The 21,129-nt window shown below is 42.0% G+C and carries 15 protein-coding genes, 1 tRNA gene and 6 pseudogenes; 14 read left to right on the forward strand and 8 right to left on the reverse strand.

The annotated features are described in order from the left end of the window. The first annotated feature begins 62 nt into the window (after positions 1–62). Both ABLA76_RS15595 and ABLA76_RS15600 read left to right on the forward strand, forming a co-directional pair. The gene (locus ABLA76_RS15595) at positions 63–428 is read left to right on the forward strand and encodes an ISAs1 family transposase (protein WP_348988628.1); all 366 of its coding nucleotides are present in this window, start codon (positions 63–65) and stop codon (positions 426–428) included. A 99-nt stretch (positions 429–527) separates the two neighbouring features. Next, positions 528–1,280, forward strand: a complete 753-nt coding sequence (locus tag ABLA76_RS15600; RefSeq protein WP_348988619.1) for an IS630 family transposase — start codon at positions 528–530, stop codon at positions 1,278–1,280. Between the two features lie 52 nt (positions 1,281–1,332). On the opposite strand, the gene ABLA76_RS15605 is transcribed toward ABLA76_RS15600, so the two are convergent. Beyond that, positions 1,333–2,103 (reverse strand): hypothetical protein, encoded by a 771-nt coding sequence (locus ABLA76_RS15605; RefSeq protein ID WP_348988620.1) that lies wholly within the window; start codon positions 2,101–2,103, stop codon positions 1,333–1,335. Here ABLA76_RS15605 and ABLA76_RS15610 point away from each other — a divergent pair. Next, positions 2,089–2,888: pseudogene (locus ABLA76_RS15610) on the forward strand (IS5 family transposase); the annotation flags it as partial. The gene ABLA76_RS15605 and the pseudogene ABLA76_RS15610 sit on opposite strands and share 15 nt — an antisense overlap. A gap of 85 nt (positions 2,889–2,973) precedes the next feature. After that, positions 2,974–3,972: pseudogene (locus ABLA76_RS15615) on the forward strand (ISAs1 family transposase). A gap of 288 nt (positions 3,973–4,260) precedes the next feature. On the opposite strand, the gene ABLA76_RS15620 reads toward ABLA76_RS15615, so the two are convergent. Continuing rightward, positions 4,261–4,336: transfer RNA gene (locus ABLA76_RS15620), tRNA-Asn, on the reverse strand. Between the two features lie 140 nt (positions 4,337–4,476). Then, complete coding sequence (locus ABLA76_RS15625) at positions 4,477–4,986, reverse strand: YlaC family protein (protein ID WP_047766587.1); 510 nt, start codon at positions 4,984–4,986, stop codon at positions 4,477–4,479. 508 nt (positions 4,987–5,494) lie between these two features. Between ABLA76_RS15625 and cspE the strand changes: the two genes are divergently transcribed. From cspE to ABLA76_RS15650, 5 genes and pseudogenes are all read left to right on the forward strand, one after another. Beyond that, positions 5,495–5,707, forward strand: coding sequence for a transcription antiterminator/RNA stability regulator CspE (gene cspE / locus ABLA76_RS15630; RefSeq protein ID WP_047766586.1), 213 nt, complete (start codon positions 5,495–5,497; stop codon positions 5,705–5,707). Positions 5,708–6,440: 733 nt separating this feature from the next. After that, positions 6,441–6,824 (forward strand): annotated as a pseudogene (locus tag ABLA76_RS15635) (MgtC/SapB family protein); the annotation flags it as partial. Positions 6,825–6,905: 81 nt separating this feature from the next. Beyond that, positions 6,906–7,334 (forward strand): IS200/IS605 family transposase, encoded by a 429-nt coding sequence (gene tnpA / locus ABLA76_RS15640; RefSeq protein WP_348988621.1) that lies wholly within the window; start codon positions 6,906–6,908, stop codon positions 7,332–7,334. After that, positions 7,331–7,603 (forward strand): cation-transporting P-type ATPase, encoded by a 273-nt coding sequence (locus ABLA76_RS15645; RefSeq protein ID WP_348988622.1) that lies wholly within the window; start codon positions 7,331–7,333, stop codon positions 7,601–7,603. Before tnpA ends, ABLA76_RS15645 begins: the two co-directional genes overlap by 4 nt. Before the next feature lie 43 nt (positions 7,604–7,646). Further along, positions 7,647–8,054: pseudogene (locus ABLA76_RS15650) on the forward strand (ISAs1 family transposase); the annotation flags it as partial. Positions 8,055–8,331: 277 nt separating this feature from the next. Here ABLA76_RS15650 and ABLA76_RS15655 read toward each other — a convergent pair. Further along, positions 8,332–8,598 (reverse strand): helix-turn-helix transcriptional regulator, encoded by a 267-nt coding sequence (locus ABLA76_RS15655; protein WP_038209717.1) that lies wholly within the window; start codon positions 8,596–8,598, stop codon positions 8,332–8,334. Between the two features lie 1,871 nt (positions 8,599–10,469). On the opposite strand from ABLA76_RS15655, the gene ABLA76_RS15660 reads away from it, so the two are divergent. From ABLA76_RS15660 to ABLA76_RS15675, 4 genes and pseudogenes are all read left to right on the forward strand, one after another. Then, positions 10,470–11,075, forward strand: coding sequence for a hypothetical protein (locus tag ABLA76_RS15660; RefSeq protein WP_348988623.1), 606 nt, complete (start codon positions 10,470–10,472; stop codon positions 11,073–11,075). 311 nt (positions 11,076–11,386) lie between these two features. After that, the gene (locus ABLA76_RS15665; RefSeq protein WP_348988624.1) at positions 11,387–11,827 is read left to right on the forward strand and encodes a helix-turn-helix domain-containing protein; all 441 of its coding nucleotides are present in this window, start codon (positions 11,387–11,389) and stop codon (positions 11,825–11,827) included. A gap of 37 nt (positions 11,828–11,864) precedes the next feature. Further along, positions 11,865–12,389, forward strand: a complete 525-nt coding sequence (locus ABLA76_RS15670) for an IS630 family transposase (protein ID WP_348988629.1) — start codon at positions 11,865–11,867, stop codon at positions 12,387–12,389. A gap of 159 nt (positions 12,390–12,548) precedes the next feature. Next, positions 12,549–12,698 (forward strand): annotated as a pseudogene (locus ABLA76_RS15675) (transposase); the annotation flags it as partial. Between the two features lie 30 nt (positions 12,699–12,728). On the opposite strand, the gene ABLA76_RS15680 reads toward ABLA76_RS15675, so the two are convergent. The 4 genes and pseudogenes from ABLA76_RS15680 to ABLA76_RS15695 all read right to left on the reverse strand — a co-directional run bounded on the left by ABLA76_RS15680 (position 12,729) and on the right by ABLA76_RS15695 (position 19,285). Further along, positions 12,729–13,709, reverse strand: a complete 981-nt coding sequence (locus ABLA76_RS15680) for an HNH endonuclease (protein ID WP_348988625.1) — start codon at positions 13,707–13,709, stop codon at positions 12,729–12,731. Continuing rightward, positions 13,666–14,796, reverse strand: a complete 1,131-nt coding sequence (locus ABLA76_RS15685; RefSeq protein ID WP_348988626.1) for a DNA cytosine methyltransferase — start codon at positions 14,794–14,796, stop codon at positions 13,666–13,668. Before ABLA76_RS15685 ends, ABLA76_RS15680 begins: the two co-directional genes overlap by 44 nt. A 731-nt stretch (positions 14,797–15,527) precedes the next feature. Beyond that, positions 15,528–17,864, reverse strand: a complete 2,337-nt coding sequence (locus ABLA76_RS15690) for a DUF5906 domain-containing protein (protein ID WP_348988630.1) — start codon at positions 17,862–17,864, stop codon at positions 15,528–15,530. Between the two features lie 206 nt (positions 17,865–18,070). Beyond that, positions 18,071–19,285: pseudogene (locus ABLA76_RS15695) on the reverse strand (integrase arm-type DNA-binding domain-containing protein). Between the two features lie 980 nt (positions 19,286–20,265). Here ABLA76_RS15695 and ABLA76_RS15700 point away from each other — a divergent pair. Beyond that, a complete protein-coding gene (locus ABLA76_RS15700; RefSeq protein WP_348988627.1) occupies positions 20,266–20,850 on the forward strand; it encodes a LecA/PA-IL family lectin in 585 nt (194 codons plus the stop codon). The last annotated feature ends 279 nt before the right edge of the window (positions 20,851–21,129 follow it).

Below are 21,129 nucleotides of genomic sequence, written 5' to 3' on the forward strand. Positions count from 1 at the left end.
GCTGACCAGATTGTCGAGAACTAGGCCGATTATGTGCTGGCGTTAAAAGGCAACCAGGGCGAATTTCACGACGATATCAAACTCTTTTTTGGCGTGAAGAGCAGGGAAAATCCGCGAGTTATGAAAGACGTTACTATATCACCAGTCACCGTGATAAGTCGGCCGACTTTATCGCGTGTGCAATACGCAGTCATTGGCACATTGAAACGAAGCTGCACTGGCAGTTGGACGTCAGTTTTGGTGAAGACAGCCAACGCCTGAGAAGTGGTCATGCCGCTGAAAACATAGCATTAATGAATAAAATAGCCCTTAACCTGCTGAAAAATGAGAAAACAGTTAAGGTGGGTGTGAAAACCAAGCGTCAGAAAGCAGGCTGGGATAATAGCTATATGCTGAAAGTCCTCACGGTGGGTTTTACGTCAGTATAATTTAGACCCGCTTGCCCTGGCGACCAGCCCACCACATATAGCTAAATCATACTAATATGGCATAATATCCAGATCCAATATGACAAGGCATAAAGTGAAATGGGTTACAGTTTAGATTTTCGAAAAAGAGTCCTAGCATACAAAGATAAGCATTCGTTGACTTTCGAACAAACGAGTGCCCATTTTGAGATTTCTATTCGTACCCTGTTCCGGTGGAGTCATAAAATAGAACCTTGCATGACGCGTGATAAGCCTCCCATGAAAATTCCTGATGAGGTGCTCATCGCGGATGTCCAAAATTTTCCTGATGACTATCAATGGGAAAGAGCAAAACGTTTAGGTGTCTCGCAGTCGGCTATTCATTACGCCTTGAAACGACTTCGGCTCACGCATAAAAAAACGCTAGAACACCCTCGCGCTGACCCTCAGGCTCGTCAAGCGTTTGTCGAGCGGATCAATAGCTATGAACAGGCAGGCAAACCGATTGTTTACTTAGATGAAAGTGGTTTTGCTCAATCCATGCCACGTACACATGGGTATGCTGAAAAAGAACAGCGTTGTTTTGGTACACACGACTGGCATGCGAAAGGCCGTATTAACGTGATTGGGGCCATTCTCAACAATCGCTTCGTCACCTTAAGTTTGTTTACCGGGAGCATTAATGCGGATGTCTTTCATGCATGGATAACGCAAGATTTATTGCCAAAGCTCCCGCACGGTGCAGTGATAGTCATGGATAATGCGTCTTTCCACAAAAGAAATGACACGAGACAAGCGATAGTTGATAGCGAATGTCAACTGGAATGGCTTCCTGCTTATCGCCCTGATTTGAATCCGATAGAACACAAATAGGGTGGAGCAAAAGCAATAAGAAGACAAAAGAGATGTTCAGTTGATGAGCTGTTTACAGAGCATATTGAATATGCCATGTTATGCTGATTTTGCTATAGCGGGTACGGCCATCCAGCACCAGTGTCAATTCCGGTGTAAATGGCCGGCCGTGGATGGGGTGCGCCACTTTCAAATTCAGGCTCTTACCATCACTGATCCAGCAGCCATTAACCGGCATCTGTGACCAGTCCCGTTTCTGGTAGGTTTCCAGTGCACGGGCAGCGGAGCCGGTGAGACGGCCCCGGGCTTTTTCCCGCTTCGGCAGTTTTGTCATCACCCGGCGTACCGCATCATAGGAAGGCTGGGCGTCCAGCATGGCCGGCTGGTCAGCGTAAAGTTGCTGCCATTCTTCAATAAAACTGCGGTAAGCCGCCTGTAATGACGGGCCATTCACATTGCGGTAATGTGACAGGAACAGGGGAAACCACTGCACCTGCTCCGGCTGAACTTCTTTATTATGACCGGGTGACAGTAAGGCCAGCCGCTCATCGCCGTTATTGGTGCTCTGGTAGAGCGTGACCCATTCCTGCAAAGCCCGTGTACCGATGCCGCGCCGGTTTCCCTTGCGGGCATTGGCATTGTCTGCGGCGGCCTGGAGCACCGGCGGTAACGTCCCCTGACGTGATCCGTCAGAAAAATACTGCACCGCCGCCGAACGGGACATGCCCGCATCACGGAGGTTCAAAACCTCCAGCGCCAGCAGGGCGCGGGCATCCGCTACCTGCCGCTGTTGCTCCGTCAGAGACGACAGTTCATCTATATGATTAATATGATAAAAATCCATACGAGTGATATTAGTCGAGAAGCCTTTCAGGAAATTGAGCCTTTATTACTCAGCAATAGAAAACGCACCCGGCCTCGGACAGTTGATGTCTATGAGGTATTTTGCGCGTTGCTGTATATCCTCAAGAGTGGCTGCCAGTGGGATATGCTTCCCCGTGATTTCCCCAGCAAAAGTACTGTGTACTATTATTTCAAACTTTGGAAAGAGAAACCGTCAGAAATGGAGCCAAGCCTGCTGGAGCAGGCTTTAAAAAAATGCAGTTGGCGAGGTCCGCATCAGCCATGGTCGGAACGCCAGCCCTACTTTCATGATAGTTGATGCGCAAAGTGTGAAAAACACGGATACGGCGCGTGAGAAAGGCTATGATGCTGGTAAGAAAATCTCCGGTATCAAACGTCATATCGCGGTAGACAGTCAGGGATTACCTCATGCAATTGCTGTCACAACGGCGAATGTGACCGACAGGAGATGGCGCTGTAGAAGTATTGGTGTCCCATCAGACTAATTTAGGGCAGTTAAAGAGCCTTTTAGCTGATGGGGGTTATAGTGGTGATAAATTTGCATTATCAATCAAGCTATTATGTGGAGCTGACGTACAAATTGCCAAGCGCAATGAACTCCATACTTTTGCAGTCATCCCTAAACGTTGGGTGGTTGAACGTTCGTTTGGCTGGCTGGAAAAATGCCGACGGTTATGGAAGAACTGTGAAAGGTATTTGAATACCCGCCTCCAGTTCGTCAATTTAGCATTTCTTGTCTTGCTATTGCGTAGAAAAAATACTGAATAAGTTCTGAGTTACCGGGGTATTGATCAGGGGTTACGCATGAGAATATTGAGTGGATAATTCCTTCATTTTGAGAGGGGTGCAGATGAAAGAATTAGTGGCGGTCTTTTCTGATTTTCCAGATCCACGTTGTCAGGGAAAGGTTAAACACCGTTTTATTGATATCTTAGTGATCGCCGTATGCGCTGTCATTGCCGGGGCTAATGCCTGGACCGATATTGAATAGTACGGCCAGCTAAAAAAGGATTGGCTGGGTTCATTTCTTCCGCTCAAAGGCGGTATTCCTTCACATGATACTTTCCGGCGCTGTTTCAGTTTATTAAATCCCGCTCTCTTTGAACGTCATTTTTATCAGTGGGTTTCTCGTGACGTCTCTTCAGAAAAGCGGGTGATCATTGCGATTGATGGTAAAAGTTTACGCCATTCGTTTGATAAGAAAATTGAACAAAGCCCACTACATGTGGTGAGTGCATTCTCGGTTGAGAAAGGACTCAGCTTATGTCAGTGTGCAGTAAACGGAAAATCAAACGAAATTAAGGCTATCCCGGCATTATTATCGATGCTTTCATTGAAAGGACATCTCGTGACGATGGATGCGATGAGCTGCCAACGCACGATTGCTCAGCAATTACGCGAGAGTGAAGCTGATTATATTTTGTCGCTTAAAGGCAATCAGGGGAAAACTTTTTCGGAAGCTGTTAACTATTTTCAACAACCACAGATAACCCAAAAACCTTACCTTAAACCTGACTATGATGAATTCGATGATAGTCACGGACGTACCGTCAGACGACGCGGGTGGGTTCTGCCGCTGACCTCAGAAACAAAATACTTAAGTTCTTGGCCAGATATTCAGGCTCTTCTGGTAACGGAAACGATACGACAAGAACGCTATTCTGACACAGTGCCCTCTGATTTTCGTTATTATTTAAGCCGTTGTCATGATTCTCCCGCCTTTCAACTAGGTGCCATAAGACAACATGGGGCTATCGAAAATAGTTTACACTGGGTACTGGATGTCACTTTTAGAGAAGATGATGCACGGATGAGAGAGCGGACCGCCACAAGAGTATTTGCCCAATGACGTAAAATGGCACTCAATATTGTTAAACGAGATACCAACAGTAAACTGAGTTTGAGTGCTCGAAGGAAATCGGCCGGGTGGGATAATGGCTATATGGAAGCGCTGCGATTTAATCAATTTTAGCCCACCAACATTTCATGCGTAACCCCTGGTCTTAGTAATGGGAAATAAAAAATCAGGATGAAAAAAAACGGCTCCCCGATTGGGAAGCCGCTTGAAAAGGCTTAGGCTAAGTTACCTTTCTCAACCTTAACATCCCGCCGACTTATCTGGCGAGATATTTGAATCTGGCTCCTCCAGCTGGACTCGAACCAGCGACATACGGATTAACAGTCCGCCGTTCTACCGACTGAACTATGGAGGAATCGGGTTGTTCTTGAGAACGGGGCGAATACTAGCGATGAACTGGAATAGTGTCAACGCAAAAATTCTTTTTTCTTACTGTTTGCTCATCATATAAACTTATTGGTTTATAATTGTACTATTTTATTGAATTTATTAGATTTATGCATTTTTATTAACCATGTTAATAGATGGGGCATAGGGTGATTGTTCCGAACAAGCGAGCATAAACACATCATAAAAACAAACCTCCTGTTTCTTCTGCATGATATGCTTGATGTCATCTTTGATTATATTTGGCACTTGGGGATGAGTAAGTATCTTATTGATCGCTTTCTTAGAAACTTGCTCGTTAACAAACCATTCACCGTTATAGCATACCCGTAAATCAAGTACGTCAATATCTTCGAAATGATAGACTGGCTTGATATCAAATAGCAAAACGCCTGCCATAGCAATAAAGGCTAGAGTAAATGCAAAAAGAGACCCGGTGCCGAAATAGGGTGCGTACCACATGAGCATAGCAAGAAAAGCATAGGCAATGACCATCGCCAGACACAAGTAGGGATGATGGCGAATAAAAGTGCTGTTGAAATGTACTTTACCATCACGATGCTCTGTAAGATTGATCCGCTCAAGATCCTGAATCAATATCTGTTGTATGATTTTCATAATACTAACCCACTCACTTTGTAGAAATTGTGTCGTAAAAAATGCTGTAAAAATCGTGATCGAATTGAAAGTTATGGCATTTTCAAGGTTAGCATGTCCTGAACCGATATCTGTATAGCAATTGCTTTAATTTATTTGGCAAATTGTTATTGTTGGCAAGCAATATCTTGTATTTTTCGTGCTAAGAAAAAGTTGAATAAATCAAATAAAATTATAAAAAAACCTGTTTATTATATTATTCTGTTCTAATATTGAGCGCCTGAGTTTTTTTTAAAACGATAATACATAAAAAGGTTGATATTCGTGTGCGGTCATGCGTTAATGCGTTTGGCCTGATTAACAGACCTACTTTATGTACGACATATTGAGTTAATGCGTTATGTGTAAGTGCTATCCCTCTGGTAGCCTTTGTTGACCGTTTCCTTCTTAGTGCCTCCATAAGTAATAGCTGATACTGGCCAACACATGCCCGAGGTGGCGAGTTTTTTTTGATATATAGGAAAGTCAAATGTCTGACAAAATGAAAGGTCAAGTGAAGTGGTTCAACGAATCTAAAGGCTTTGGTTTCATCACTCCAGCTGATGGTAGCAAAGACGTATTCGTACATTTCTCTGCCATTCAAGGTAACGGTTTCAAAACCTTAACAGAAGGCCAGAACGTAGAATTCACCATTGAAAATGGTGCCAAAGGCCCAGCAGCAGCAAACGTGACTGCTATCTAATTTCTGCCTTTATGCCTTATTTAAGCTCGCCAGCGCAAATGCCGTGGCGGGCTTTTTGTTTTCCTGCACCTGTGTTTTCTATACCATAAAATTTATTTCACGAATCTCACTTTATATGTTCAATCCTAAAATTTCCGCGATTTATTTGTTTAGTTGATAAAAAATCACATAATGAAAGTAACTTAGGGGAAAAACAGAAAGCCATTGCTGTCTTGTAGAACAATTAATTGGACAGTCAAAGTTTTTGGTTAAATAAAAAAATAATCTGGTAAACTGTTCATATCCTTTCGATTTGCTGCTTACCTGTGAATGGTGGGCGGTGCTACTTTAACCTCATGAGTTGTACCCACCTGAAGAAAAATCATCCGATATTAAGGATCTACTGAATTGGAATTCTTAGTAAGGTATTAACTGAAGGTATATCGGGGTATACATGATGTGGCCATATATTCTCTCCTTATTCCCTCCGGGAACATACGAATAATCGATTAAAAACTCGTTGTCAGAGTATTCTATGTACGATGAAGAGATGATCTCTTCAGGTTATTTTTTGCGTATTAGTTTTAAACGAATTAAAAAACGCAACCAATAAAAAACGCAACCAATAAAATTAAATGAGCTAGCCGCTATGTACATGATTTTCTGCACCTGACAGATTTCAAGTTTGCGCTAATCAATCGAGTTCACAATCAACAACTTGAGGGACTTAGAGTATCTTTATCCATTTGATGTTATGGAGAATGCCATGTTGTTAACATCTATTGCAATGCATTTACTATCTGCACTGTGTTTTGGGGCCTTGATTGGAGCTGAACGCCAATGGTGCCAACGTATGGCGGGGTTAAGAACCAACGCCTTGGTATCAACAAGTGCTGCACTTTTCATGGTTACTGCAATGAGCGCCTCTGAGGGAAATCCTGATCGTATTGCTGCACAAATTATCTCTGGAGTTGGTTTTCTTGGTGCTGGTGTGATTATGCGTCAGGGAATGAGCATCCGTGGTTTAAATACAGCAGCGACATTATGGTGTTCAGCGGGAATAGGGGAATTATGTGGTATGGGACTGTACTGGGCAGCAGGGATTGCTACAGCACTTATTCTCTGTGCGAACATTTTATTCTTCCATATGAAAGGTTAAAACCACCGACTTTAGTCGGTCAGCTTTAGCTGCAATACTGTGTTGTACCGGAGGTGTAATATGGATTACAGATACGGCAGCCACACAGTATTTCAGATTGAATATCATTTTGTGTGGGTAACAAAATATAGGTACAAAGTGCTGATAGGTGAAGTGGCTACACGGGTACGGGAGTTAGTCCGTCAGACATGTGAAACGTTTGAAATCAGGATATTAAAGGGCGGAGTGAGCAAAGACCATATTCGCATACTGGTGAGTAGCCCCCCGATATTAACGCCCTCAGAAATCATGAGGAAACTGAAGGGAAGGACAGCGAGTAAGTTGTTTGAAGAGTTTCCGCATCTGAAAAAACGATACTGGGGTCAACATTTTTGGAGTAGAGGCTATTTTTGTGCCACGGTGGGCCAATTAACGGATGAGATGATAAAGGCCTCTCTGGAGCATCATTTTGAACCGAATCCGGATGATAATTTCAGAATGGACGATTGACGCGTCGTTTAGCCAAGGAAAAAGAATTTATCGTCGCGAGACGAGCTAATCAAAGCCTTGAACATATTCTTACTGATCTCAACGGCAGTACATTAGCTTTAACCGATGATGATGCCATAGAACGATTAGGACAGTATGGTATTAATGGAGTTGCACATGAAAAAAAACCTCATGCCTTGATGCAACTTATTACCGCTTTCCACAATCCATTTATCTATCAGGGCGAGAGCGTGAACTTTTTGTTAAAAAATTTCAGGTTTGACGAATAAGAAAAAATATAATTTCATACTTCTTTTTTCGGGAAGTATTCTTATGAGTATCGATGCTTTTTCTCGGTATTTCAGTACATTAACAGACCCCCGCCAGTCGTCTAAGATCAGTTATCCTTTGTTTGATGTCCTTTTTCTGTCGATTACAGCCATCATCGCCGGTGCAGAAGGATGGGAAGATATTGAAGATTTCGGCGAAACGTACCTGAACTGGTATCAAGAAAAACCCCTTTTTCCTAATGGAATACCGGGACATGATGCTATCGCTCGCCTGATTTCTCGGCTCAATCCCGTTGAGTTTCAGCACTGTTTTATTCATTGGGTTCAATGGGTTAACGAACGCTCAGAAGGGAAAATTATCGCCATTGACGGAAAAACGTTGCGGGGAACTTATGATGGCAAGAATCGGCAGTCGATGCTCCACATGGTGAGTGCGTTTGCCACCCAGAACGGCGAGGAGAGCGCAATACTGGAATTTTAAGACATTAATATTTAAGAAAATAATTTTATTAAAAAAGTCGCATACCCCCAGTTGTACCCCCACATTATTTTGCTACATCAAGTCTGGTAGATTTTGCGTAGAAATTAGATTTATAACTTTTTAATCATCACGTTAAAGCAAAAAAGCCATGAGATTTGGAAATGGTCAAATTTGACTACCATTTCACGCTCAGGGCTTCATATAAACATTTATCATTTTTACGAACTAGATCACAAATTAAAACGGGTTATTCCTGTGGTTTATCGCGAACCTTACGTTCAATTAACCGACCATACATATCAAAGTAACGACTAGGCCAAATTTCAGAAGGATGTATACCGAGATAATCCGCGATTATCCATTCACCTTTAGGCCAGGGGCGACTGAGTGTGTTTGCTAGTGTGGATGAACTGAGTCCTGACTCACGAGAAACAGCCGCTAAAGTTGTACCCCGTTTACGCAATGCAGCAATTATATCGGCTTGATGCCAATCATTTTTAACGTTGTTATTCATTCCTGCTACCCCTTCCATTAATTGATCATTGATGGTGGTGATTCAAAGCAGGGTTAGCAGACCGGGAGTAACCATCCGGCGAGGCCGAAGCCTCCCCTGCCTGAATCACCATTGAAAGGATGATAGCAAGCACCACTGGTAGAAATTCCTACCAGCGGGGTTACTCTTTAAGGCTGCTAAACCTTACCATTGGATTGTGCCAATGGCGGGGGAACTTTAACTGATTGCTTTATCTGAATCAATAACTGGACGACTAAGTTTAACAGCTATAAACCCACGCAACATAACAGGCAGCGATCCGAATGCTTAATTCTTCAATCAGCCAGTTCATCAATTTCCTTACTTATACCTAACAACATGCAATCTCTGGCGCGCGACAGTTCGGACAAAACATAAAATGCCTGCCTTACCCTTGATCGATATTTGTGCGCCAGAGTGAACGCAAGTTGAGGTATTGCGGGGTATCGGTTGAGTACTCAGTACTGCCGCCTGCATTAACAGGTCATCCCCACCGGCTATAAGCCAGCCTCGATATCGTCAATTTCTCCTTTTTCAATCTATAAAATGCAGTGTCAGATTCACTGCGTGGTTAATCAGGCCAGAGCCTTTGAGAGTTATGGTGTTCTTTGGCTGCGGCGTCACTTTCAGCGGTAACCCTGCAAAAAGTGACGCCTTGAGTTCCGCGAACTGTCAGAAAAAGCTGTGCAAACGTTGAAGTGCCATCAGGCATAGCAAAACGCCGTAAGGTTAAATGTCAAACGGTAGTTATGTTAATGGATTAGCTGTAGAAAAATTGTCTGTTGAATAATTCAAACAAGGATAAATAACAGTATGAACGGATGCGCAAAAGTCATCCTGTTGTTCATTGAAGATAAATAGGATTTATGTTGATTTGAAACGCCAGTGTATGAATCCACGTTCAATACACTTCGGTAACAAGGTAGATATCCTTTTGGGTTATCTATTAGTTTAAGAGACCTTCATTGCCAGACGAGGGTTTAGGTGTCTTGACAATATCTGCTCCCAAAGGTGGGCAGATGTACCGCAATTCTTGCTCTCTTTTTCAGGCTACGAGAGTTTTATTTCGCCACCCGAAGGCGATCCTGACAGGCGATGGATCATTAGTGTAAGTGGAATATTAACGGCGGTGGTGAGTAGGGTCAACAGCTTATGTTATCGATTAATTTGAATTTAATTTGTCAAATATAACTTCATAATAAGACTAGTTTTGGCAGTTTACTCCAGCTCATTTAAGCCCCAAAACGTGTTAGTAACGTTGGCGTTCAGTTATCTCATGTAGCCTAAATAATCCTATTAAAAATACGTAATCTTACCCTATGTCAAATAGTCGCATTGAAAGCAAGTTTTTTCAATTCATTTATAAATACAAAGGTGATAAACTAATTAACATCTTTAATTAGTTAATTATATTATTATGATAGCAAACATAGAAAAACTCAAAAATATATTGCACACTGTTAGTTCAGAAACGCCTAACTTTTCTGGTATAGGATTAATTGTTTATTCTGATATAAAACCCATTCCGATTTTTCCTTTAAGGAAAAAAAATTACCTTATGGTCACTTAAATACTATTGAACATTTAAAAAAAGTATCTCAATATGCAAGTGGATACCATGATGGCTTTCATTTATTAAATGGAGACTACAAGTTAACCAATATTTCACAATATTTTTCTCCACCAATAATAGAAAATATAACTCTTTTAAGAGAGAATGGATTTGGAGGTAGATATCTAGCCGCTCTATTCGGAAGCTGTATTAAGGGGGTTATATTTACAGGAATAGCTAGTAATAATTTTGGACTAGCAATCTTTCAAAATGGAGTTGAAATTTACTATGAGAGTCTCAAATGATTAGACTAATAAATAAAAATATATTAGTATCATTCATAATAATGATCTATGTTTTATCAACATATATACTTTATCATTTTACTAATAATGAGATATCCTTAAATCTTTTATCTAAAAGCTTATCAATTACAACATTTGTCATTATTTTATTTGGCTTATTTTGGCGAAAAATATGGAAATACATACCTTTTCTGTCCAAGGTGTTGTTTCCAGATCTTAATGGTAAATGGGATGTTATTATTCACTGGCAAAAGAAAAAATGTGAAATTTTCTCAGAACCACAATCGGGTATTTCTGAAGGTATTTGTGAGATAAACCAGTCCTTATATAATATAAATATGACAATAAGAACAAAAAAATCAAAAACATTATCAGTAACTCCGATAAGAGAATCCTCACTAGAAAATATAAATTTATATTATATTTATCAAAATGAAATTAATAACGAAAATGTTAAAAATCCCAAAATATATCAAGGCGCTGCAATTCTAGAAATTAGAATAGATAGTGACACTTTAAAAGGTAATTACTTCACATCAGAAGATACTATTGGGCAGTTTCAATTAAAAAGATCCTTGAATAATTCAACAGCCACCGGTTAAAGTCGGTAGTTTTAATCTTTTATATGGAAAAGTAAATCAATATCACATACTTTAATAAATGGCTTTGTTGTGTATTTTTACAAAAAGCCATTTATTCATAATAATCACCCTCATTTTATCGCGTTATCTATATCAGCATAAAACATCAGGCTTTATCTAGTTCAATCCCATTCTATATCTGAATAAAAATTAATGATAAGCAAACCTAAACAATCTAATAAATAATATAAATCCTATTAAATTAAGTTGATCAGATAAACTATCTGCATTGGTGTTATAATTGCTAATCCGATGACTGACTGCCTGTTCTTATGAAATCGAATATCACACTCTCTGAACCTGAACGTATTACATTACAACAACTGGCTTTGAATCACATACATCGGGATATCCGAACGCAAGGAACGGGGTTGCTCATGCTTGCCAGAGGCATCAAACCCCGTCAGATTGCCGAGGAGATAGGATGTAGTCTCAGAGTTATTTATGACTGGGTTCACGCCTGGCATAATTCAGAAATAGCCGGATTATTAGGTGGCCATGTCGGAGGCCGATATCCCGCCATGACACCGGACATGATTGCCATAGCGGTTGAAGCCGCTAGCGCAAAATCTCTGACGCTAGCCCGAATCGCACAGAAAGTTGAGGACAAGCATGGCCCTTTGCCCTGTACGCTTGAGACGCTGTCTAATACCCTGAAAAAACAGGGATTAACCTATAAACGCGCTCGCCTGTCTTTAAAAAAAACGCAATGAAGCGGAGTTCGCTAAAAAAGCGGCCTTATTAGATAAGATTAAGGCAGGCGCACGATTAGGTCATTATCGGTTGGTCTATTTTGATGAGGCGGGTTTTTCCGCTTCCCCGCCGGTGCAATACGGATGGAGTCCACGAGGTCAGCCCCATGAAGCCGAGCCGCAAAACTCGGTCAGACGGTCAGTGCTAGGTGCGCTAAATTACACCGATAACACGCTGTTTTACCAGATAAAATCAAGCAGTGTTACGCGGAGTGATGTCATTGCTTTTTTAGCGCAGATCGCCCAACAAGGCGATCATCGCCTGACATTTGTCGTGTTAGATAATGCGCCTATCCATCATGGGATCGATGAAAAAATTAAACGTCGCTGGTTACGAGAGCACAACCTGTTTTTACTTTACCTTCCCGCCTACAGTCCTGAGCTGAATTTGATTGAAATCGTCTGGAGGGAGGCTAAATACCACTGGCGACGTTTTATCACTTGGACTCAGGAAACAATGGAATATGAGATCAATACATTATTAGCAGGTTATGGTCACCAATTTGCAATTAATTTCTCTTGAGGACTTACATTATATGGAATTTAATTATCAACTTCTATTTAATTTCTTTATATTAATGGATTACAGAACTATTCAAAAAACAAACTACAATCATCTTCATTAAAGATGTTGAATTTTTTACTCTCATTAAGAGATGATTACATCTATGAAAATTCGCGATATCGTTATCGTCACTTAGTGGAAAATGCCTTTGCTTGAATTAAGCATTTTAGAGCAATAGCAACGAGATACGATAAACTTGAACGGAATTATGCCAGTATGTTGGCACTGGCATTTATCATTATCTGGTTGCCAATGTGGGTTGATTGAATTATGACCTCAATACATCAACAGCCCCTATCACTCTTCTAATAATTTAATTAAAAGAACCTTCGGAATATTTTTCCTGTGAACCTCATCATGACAGACATTACAGAGCGTAATGAGGTTAGCAAGAGTGTTTTCACCACCATCAGCATGATATTCTATGTGATGCAACTCAAGGAATGTCCGAGGATCATTAGCAGTCTTCCTTGCGTGCGACCAATGACAATTTCTGCAAGTATGATGATCCCTTTCGAGAACATTGACTCGCACAGGGTCAGGGATCCTCCGATCATGAACTTCGGCCTGCCGATCTTCCTCAAGTAAATACGCTCCAACAGCTAATTCTGGGCGACCTGAGTTTTTGGTGGCAATAGGCCAACCATCTTCGGTACGTAACTCTCGAGTACGGCGGGCCCATTCCTTGCTATCGTTTGCCAAATACCGTAACTCTTCACCGGTTACCGGGCGGCCAACATTTTTCCTAAGGTAGGAAAGAATTTTATCTTTCGTTGAGATCTTGCTGCGACGTAGCACATTCGCTTCATTCCAACGTAGTGCTGCTTCTCTATCCTGCTCCGGAGTCATCAGTGCGTAAACATCTGTTTTGAGGCAGTTTACAGAAGTTGCCTGAAGTTCATCGAGAGAAATCTCTTGTTGCTCAACCATCTCTTTAAGTGTCGTTCCGCTTAAGACTGACCAGCCGAACTGAACGCGTAATTCACGAATTCTTCGAGCGTATTCACTGATTCCTGCAACCACCATCAGTTCATCACCATGGATGATTGCCCGAGGATATTTGAGTAAATATGCCAAGATGCGATCCCGAGCTGAATTGCAATTATCTTCATTTAACAGAGAACTGCCCAAATCACGTAACAAGTGGTTTGCAGGAACAAGCATAAACACCTGCTCCCGTAGAGAGTCCTCTAACAATTTATGTTCAAAATCAGCAATCAACGCTAAAAGCTGTTTACGCAGCGTTTCCGGTTCGCTCTTCTTCGATCTTCTCGCCATGTTGAATTCTACATTCCATCAATTTAATAACATAAGAGGCAATTTTTTGAGCAAAAATAGGGGGTACAGCATTACCGATCTGACGAGCGATTTCTGTTTTCGTCCCCACAAAAACAAAATCGTCTGAAAAACTCATCAAGCGGGCTGCTTCACGGTGCGTAATTGGACGATGTTTCTCTGGATGGAGATAACGCCCCTTTTCCGGCTTAAAGAATTCCGTCCGGATGGTTACGGATGGGCGATCCCACCATAAACGACCAAACAGGTCTGTCCCACCGGAGGTCTTTTTAATCCAACAGGCAGGTGTAATATCTGGTCTGTTTTTTTGTAAGTCGAACCGGTTACCACCAACCGGAACAGCGCGATAGCGTTCCTGTGAGAGTGCTGTAGGATTTCTACCAAAATGCAGATCCAACGGAGGAGGAACATCTCGCATTTCAGTACCTACTGGCTCAGGCAGGTCATTGATGAACTCTTTTACCGTTAACCACGCAGGAAGCGAACCGGGTTTATCCGGATTTTGATGAGACGGCATTGGTGGGAAGCTTGGAATACCTTCTAGGGCAAATCGCTCTTTTTTAATACCAATTGCGATGGCACGCTTACGCGTCTGAGGAGCGCCATAATCAGCGGTATTGAGTACTGAGGGATTCAGAAGCACAAACCCCATACATTCTGCACGTGCACGAACATCCTGAAATTCATCACTCGACAAGAGCCCCGGTACATTTTCCATAACAAACACCGAGGCAAATGATCTCTCGATGATGTCCATATAAGGTTCCCATAGCGCACGTCGATGATCCCCTTCACGGTTTTTATTCAACAAACTAAAACCTTGGCACGGTGGCCCACCGATAACAATATCAGCCTCAGGGATCGGATTTTCAGCAATCCATTCCTCAATGTTCGCAACTACCCCATGCTCACCAAAGTTTGCATTATAGGTCTTGATAGCTGCTCTATCATGATCGATTGCCAGAATGCTTTCAAAATAAGTGCCATTTGTACCTTTTATGAAGCCACAGGATAGCCCTCCGGCACCACAAAACAAGTCAATGACTTTTAATTTATTGATTTTAAACATTAAGATTCAATCCAGTTTCTGACATAGGTAGCAGTTTGTAAGTGTATCATAAAGTTAAACTGTATGTATTCACAGTGTACCTATGGAGCCTAACGTTTTGCATTGGAGTATGCTGCTAAACTTGGCCACTACGCCACAACCGTAATTTTCTGGATAGTGCCCGCTTCACGCCCTAGCACAAAGTCTCCTATCTGGTTAGGTTTCATTTAGATCACCAATAGTGTTAGATCGAGTCTTATTTGGTAATCACATTGATACAACTAGCTCGCTTTTATCCAAAATAAGACTAAAGGCAATTTCTAATGATTTAGATGTAGTAATTTAACCTTACACTGACGCGCTGCGCTTGTCTTCTCCAAGCTACTGGGCTAATGCATTAGCCCAGTAGCTTGGAGAGCTGAAAGATCACCTGCCAAAGAAAACTTTTTTACCTACCCCCCATCCCTATTAAATAATTATGGGTAAAACTATTCACCCTGTTCACCTTCGAATAATATTATTTAAATTCATACTGTTAAAGGGTGATGAGTTGAAATTAAACTCTTCACTACTCTTCACCTAACCGTTCACCTCCAACCAGAAAAAAGGTGAACAGTGATGAATAGTTGTGAACAGTTTTAAAATAACTATTCAGCCTATAATACATTGATATATTTGGTTTAAATTATAGAGTGAACAGTGGTGAACACTTTTTTATATTTCTTTGAAAAATGTCTGAAATCAGAAAAAAATTATTCTTCTGGCTGGCTATTCCTTGTCAGTTTCGGCATCCATTCGATAGCAGTATCAAGATGCAGGCTCAGATTGCTACGAATGCCTTGTTTGCTTTTCTTACGCAGGTAATGCTGACCATATTCTGCCAGTGCGCCCGGCATATCCATGCCAAAACGAGTCACGGAAACAGGTTTGTTCAGGTTATTGCCTTTCATATAAGCAAGGTAGGTGTGATAGAGGTACTTACGGGGATTGAACGGCATAATTTCCGCATTGCCGATTAATAAACCGTCAGCTTCATGGGAAGCAATAAGATAACCGCAAAAATCGACCAGTGGATCTGTACCGCGTTTGATATCCAGCGCCTCCGCAGATTTCTGCTGCTCTGCCAGTAAACGCCTCGCTGATTGTGGATCAGCGAAACGATGCAATAAATGCCGGATAATTACAGGCAACTCTACAGCAATTTTATTCCGCAGAAGTGGATCACGTTCATTTTCTGGCACAACTTCAGAAAAATTAAAAATCACGCGACGTCGCGATACTCCACCACTGCGATCACTGAAACTCATGGCATTATTATTTACTGCCAGCACTACCGCAGGAATGCGGGTTGAATAGGGTTGTTTATGCTTCGGATCGATAGCAACTTCATCGCCGCCAGTAATCGCCTTGATGCCGGAACCATCGCCCACATAGCGAGTTTGGTCTGGCAGGATAATCAGCGAATAACCGACAATCAACGCCCGTTCCCGTGGGTTTTCCAGTGCTGCCATACTTGCCGAAACAGTATTTCCTTTACCTGCCAGCATTGAGCAGATTTCAGCAAAGATACTTTTGCCACTGCCTCCGGCGCCGGTGACTTCCAGAAAAAGTTGCCAGTCATAACGGTTCGCCAGCACCATAAACAGCGCCGCTAGTACTCTATATGTTTTGTTTTCACAGTTGGCAGTTGCCTGATTAAGCCAGCGCCAGAACTGTGGCGCGTGATCTTGCAGAGTTTCCCCCGAAATAGGGGAATTGAATTCGACGTCATTGGCAAGCAATAACCAATCATTTTTGCGGTGAGGCCGGAACTGGCAGACTTTCAGATCAAATACTCCGTTACTGAATCCGATTAAATGGCGTTCTGGTGACTGCATCATGGGAAGCTGTAATTTCAGGGCATCCACGGCTGAACTAATACCATGTGGCGAATACGGTAGTTTCTCTTCCATAAAAGCAGCCACCATTTCCCGCCTTAAATCACGATCACTGACCGGACGCCAGATAATACCGTCATAGTGGTGAACGGTTTCCGAAGCACCATCCAGTGCCAGATCACCGTTATACCGTGCCAGCAATACTTCCCCCCGCTGGCTGGCTCCCATCTGACAGAGTGTCAATTTTGCAGGCTCGGCATTATTATTAAGCTGAATGGCTTCTTTTTTCTTGATTAGTGCTGGCTGATAAAGCCCCTGAGCAAAGGCTTGTTTTGCCGTGTCTATACCGTGTTGTTGTCGGTAATCATCCCAATCGGCTTTATACTCTGTAGGTGGTAATGTTATCCATCCGTTGATCGCTTTGGCAGTTTTCTCTGCTGCAACCTTGCCGATATTCTTTTTCAGTCTGCCGTTTTTGTCTCGTTCTTCCGGTTCGTGCCAATCGTTATCGGCGGCAATGATGATTCTGGAGTTTAGATACTGCTCTCTAACCTGCTCGGCAACAATCAATAGGTTACTTTCATCAATCGTTGCCAGTACTACACCTTTATATAGTTGACTGACAGTTAAAGCTGTAGCGTAACCTTCAGTAATAATAAAAGTGTCAGGCGTTCCGACCATCTCAGATACTGGGATAAAACTGCCTTTTTTCTGCGAACCGGAAACAAGGCGTTTTTCGCCGTCCTGCTTGATGGTCTGTGCGCCTGTGATTGTGCCATCCAGTGTCTGAGTCACCAGCAATAAAGAGCCGTCTTTTAATAACTGCTGATTGGAGCAGTGCAGCCCCTTTTTCACCAGATATTGAGATTCACCCGTAACAGCAGTGGCAACCAATGCCGTGATGCGTTCTGCGATCGGTTTAGGGATATGAGTCATCGTTTGGGCTGGCTTGGATTCTGGCAAAGGCAATGCCAGCGCATTTGCAACAACCTTTGCAGCCTCAAAAATCGAGATTCCTTTGGTTTTTGCCACTAAATCCAATCCATCACCATAGTTCGGATCGTCACACTGGCGACAGTGCCAATTGCCGTGATGGTGATCGTCGATAAAGTGGAAGCGGTCAGTACCGCCGCAGACAGGGCAAGCGCCATGTTTACCCTTTGCCGGAATATTAATACCACAGGCAGACAGCAGATTTTCCCAGTGATACATGGAGGATTTTTTCACGATTTGGATAAATTCGAGCGGTTTTTGTTCGTCTGTTTTATCTGAAGATGTAAATTTAGGGTGAGTTTGGTTAGACTGTATATCAGCCATCATCGTTACTCCAATTAACGGTATTGGTCAGACGCCTCAGATGTGTTACAGCACACTGGGGCGTTGCTTTTTATGTTACTTTTCTTAAAAAATCTCTATCGTTATGCCCTTTTGCCAAATTTCCCGATCAGCACATTTTCGCCTCGTTCCAGCATTTCCATATAATCGGCATACCATTGCAGCATTTCCCGACGACCATCCAGATATTGAGCGTGATTGTATGTGCCTCGAATGCTGTTTTTATCGACGTGCGCAAGCTGTTTTTCAACCCATGCCGTGTTGAAGTCTTGATCATGCAGAATGGTACTCATGGTGTGCCGGAATCCGTGGCCTGTGGCTCTTCCTGAATATCCCATACGGCGGATCATGGTATTAATTGCCATATCAGATATATGCTTTCTGTAATCTGTCCGGCTTGGGAAAACATACTGATAACTGCCGCTGATAGGCTGAATCTGCTTCAATAAATCGATAACTTGCTCTGATAATGGCACTACATGAGTACGGCGCATTTTCATTTTTTCGGCAGGAATTGTCCAAACAGCCTTATCTAAATCAATTTCTGACCATTCAGCTTTGCGAAGTTCTCCCGGACGAACGCCCGTTAATATCAGCATTCGCAAAGCCGTTCTGACTATCTGACTTCCCATGTATTTATCAATGGAACGGAGAAATTCAGGTAATTCATCTACTGAAAGGTGAGCGTAGTGTTCGCGTTGATGAGGGATAAAAGCACTCGCTAAATCTGGAGCGGGGTTATATTCGGCTCTGCCAGTAATAATTGCATACGTCCAAACTTCACCACAGCGTTGGCGGACTTTCTTTAATTTATCGGTGACGCCTCTTTTTTCCATAATAGAAAGGAGGTCTAATAATTAGAGGGGCTTTATTTCAGCAATCGGGCGATGACCAATATAAGGAAAAACGTCTTTTTCGAATGCGTCCATCATATCTTCACGATAACCAACAGACCACCGGTCTTTTCTTCCCTCGTACCATTCACGCGCAATGTTTTCAAAGGTGTTACTGATTTCTCCCTGAGCCGCCAGTTTTTTCTGTTTTTTATCTTGGTTGGGATCAATACCTTCGGCTATCAGTTTCTTGGCTTCATCACGTTTTCTTCTGGCCTCTGCCAGAGTGATAAGCGGAAAAGTACCAATAGCGAGTAACTTTTCTTTTCCTGCAATGCGGTATTTCAGTCGCCAATATTTAGAACCGGTTGTCTTTACCAGCAGGTATAAACCGCCGCCATCCGATAGCTTAAAATCTTTATCTTGGGGTTTTACTGTTTCGACTTGCCGGGCTGTTAGTTTCATATTTCCAGCATCCTTGCCCCCTCACAGTAACGGGGGTATTTTTTTAGGGAGTACAGAAAGTTACCCCTATATATACCCCCTGACTGGGGTACATTGCAATAGATGCCAGTAGACGTTAATAGCGCTTTATTTGGGAGTTTTCGTTGATTTTACTGGGAAAAGTAGACTTTAAGAGATGCTGCCAGAAGTGTAGATGGCGGAGGAGGAGAGATTCGAACAATGTAATTAACATATTGATATTAAAATAAAAAATTAATTATAAAAATAAACCTACACACATCACTATACACATAAAAATTTAGTGAGTAAAAATGGACAATTGAGCAAAATAAATCAATTTTGTTCTACTCCTTATTTGTCCATCTAACTCAGGATTAGAACACAGGCACATTATACAGAATATAAAGTGACTATCACTATAGCACAGCAATCTACCCTTTGACTTTCATAGTAATCAACTATAGAAGAAATCCCTATAGTTGCCGTAGATGGCTCAAATCTGAATCATGGTTGAAATTCCAACCATCTTTAAGATGTGATATCACACCTTGGGTATGGTGATTTCCACCATACCTTTTACCCTCACAGGGTTACTTAATGTGACTCAGTGACTAACGACGAATTTCGTCGGAACCAATGATCGCCAGACTGCATACCGATATTTTCGGCGCTCAAACCAAACCTCTTAAAGAGGTGAGCCTCTGAAATCAGAGCCTCCTCAACCTCAAGGAACCCCTATAGTTAATTCATCCCTCCGTTTGAAACAGAAGCGTGCTGAATTAAAGACGGGAAATCCCTCTTTTGGCTAAGTCGTTGATTTTACTTATTTCCTGCACAGAACGGGAATTCAATTAAATCAACAGGTTAAAAAAGGCACAATTCCACCATTTAACGTAACTTATTGATTTTATTAATTTCCGGCGCTATGCCATAGATTAATGAAATCAAGGGGTTAAAAGACGGGAAATCCCGCTTTTACTGTGCTGAGTTTTATCAGTCATATGATAAATTCTATTAATTCCCTGCCTGTCATTTTATGTCATCCTGTCATCAAAACATGTATCTCACCCATTAAAGTTAATCAAGCCGCACTCTCCAGTATTGATGAACCGATTTTATTGATGCTCACAGGCGGAGCAGTATCCCACCGCCTTCACGAAGTTATAGGAGATAATACTATGTATGATTGGTCTGGAACTGTCCCTGCTATAGCTGAAAATGGTCAGGCTACGGGGCTTTTTCTAAAAGCAGGGGATGTGATATCGATTATTGCTAGCGGATGGGTGCAATATGGAGGACCAGGAAATCCATATACTGCACCTCAAGGTGTGGTTGATGAAGCCAATAATTCTGAATATAGCCTGGTTGCTAAAATTGGGGATAAATACTACAAAATTGGTAATGGCGTGCTTCACAAAACAATTCCTACAGGTGGTGAATTAATACTTTTATTTAACGATTATCCCGGCGATTTTAGTGATAATACAGGTGCATTTCACGTTAATGTGAAAATCGAGTCACGGTATGCACCTGATTATCTGACTGAAATAGAGCCACTTAAATAAAATACTAAATACCTTTAGTGAAACAATGCCAAGTGAGATAATATCAACATTCTCACTTGGCTAATGAAAATTTCCTCACTGTTTTATTTTTCCAAATCCATTATTTATTACACTCGGTATTTTCAACTTTCCCCTGCCCCACATTCCACACCGAATCTTCCGGCATCTGGACACGGACATCTAAGCGACAACCTTCGGGAATGTCGCAGGGTTCGGCATCGGCATAGTAGACTTTTTCACCATCCACGATGTCTTTTATCCGCCTGTACTGGAACCGTA

Source organism: Xenorhabdus sp. SGI240 (assembly GCF_040081915.1).
In the GTDB taxonomy this organism is placed as follows: Bacteria; Pseudomonadota; Gammaproteobacteria; order Enterobacterales; family Enterobacteriaceae; genus Xenorhabdus; species Xenorhabdus bakwenae.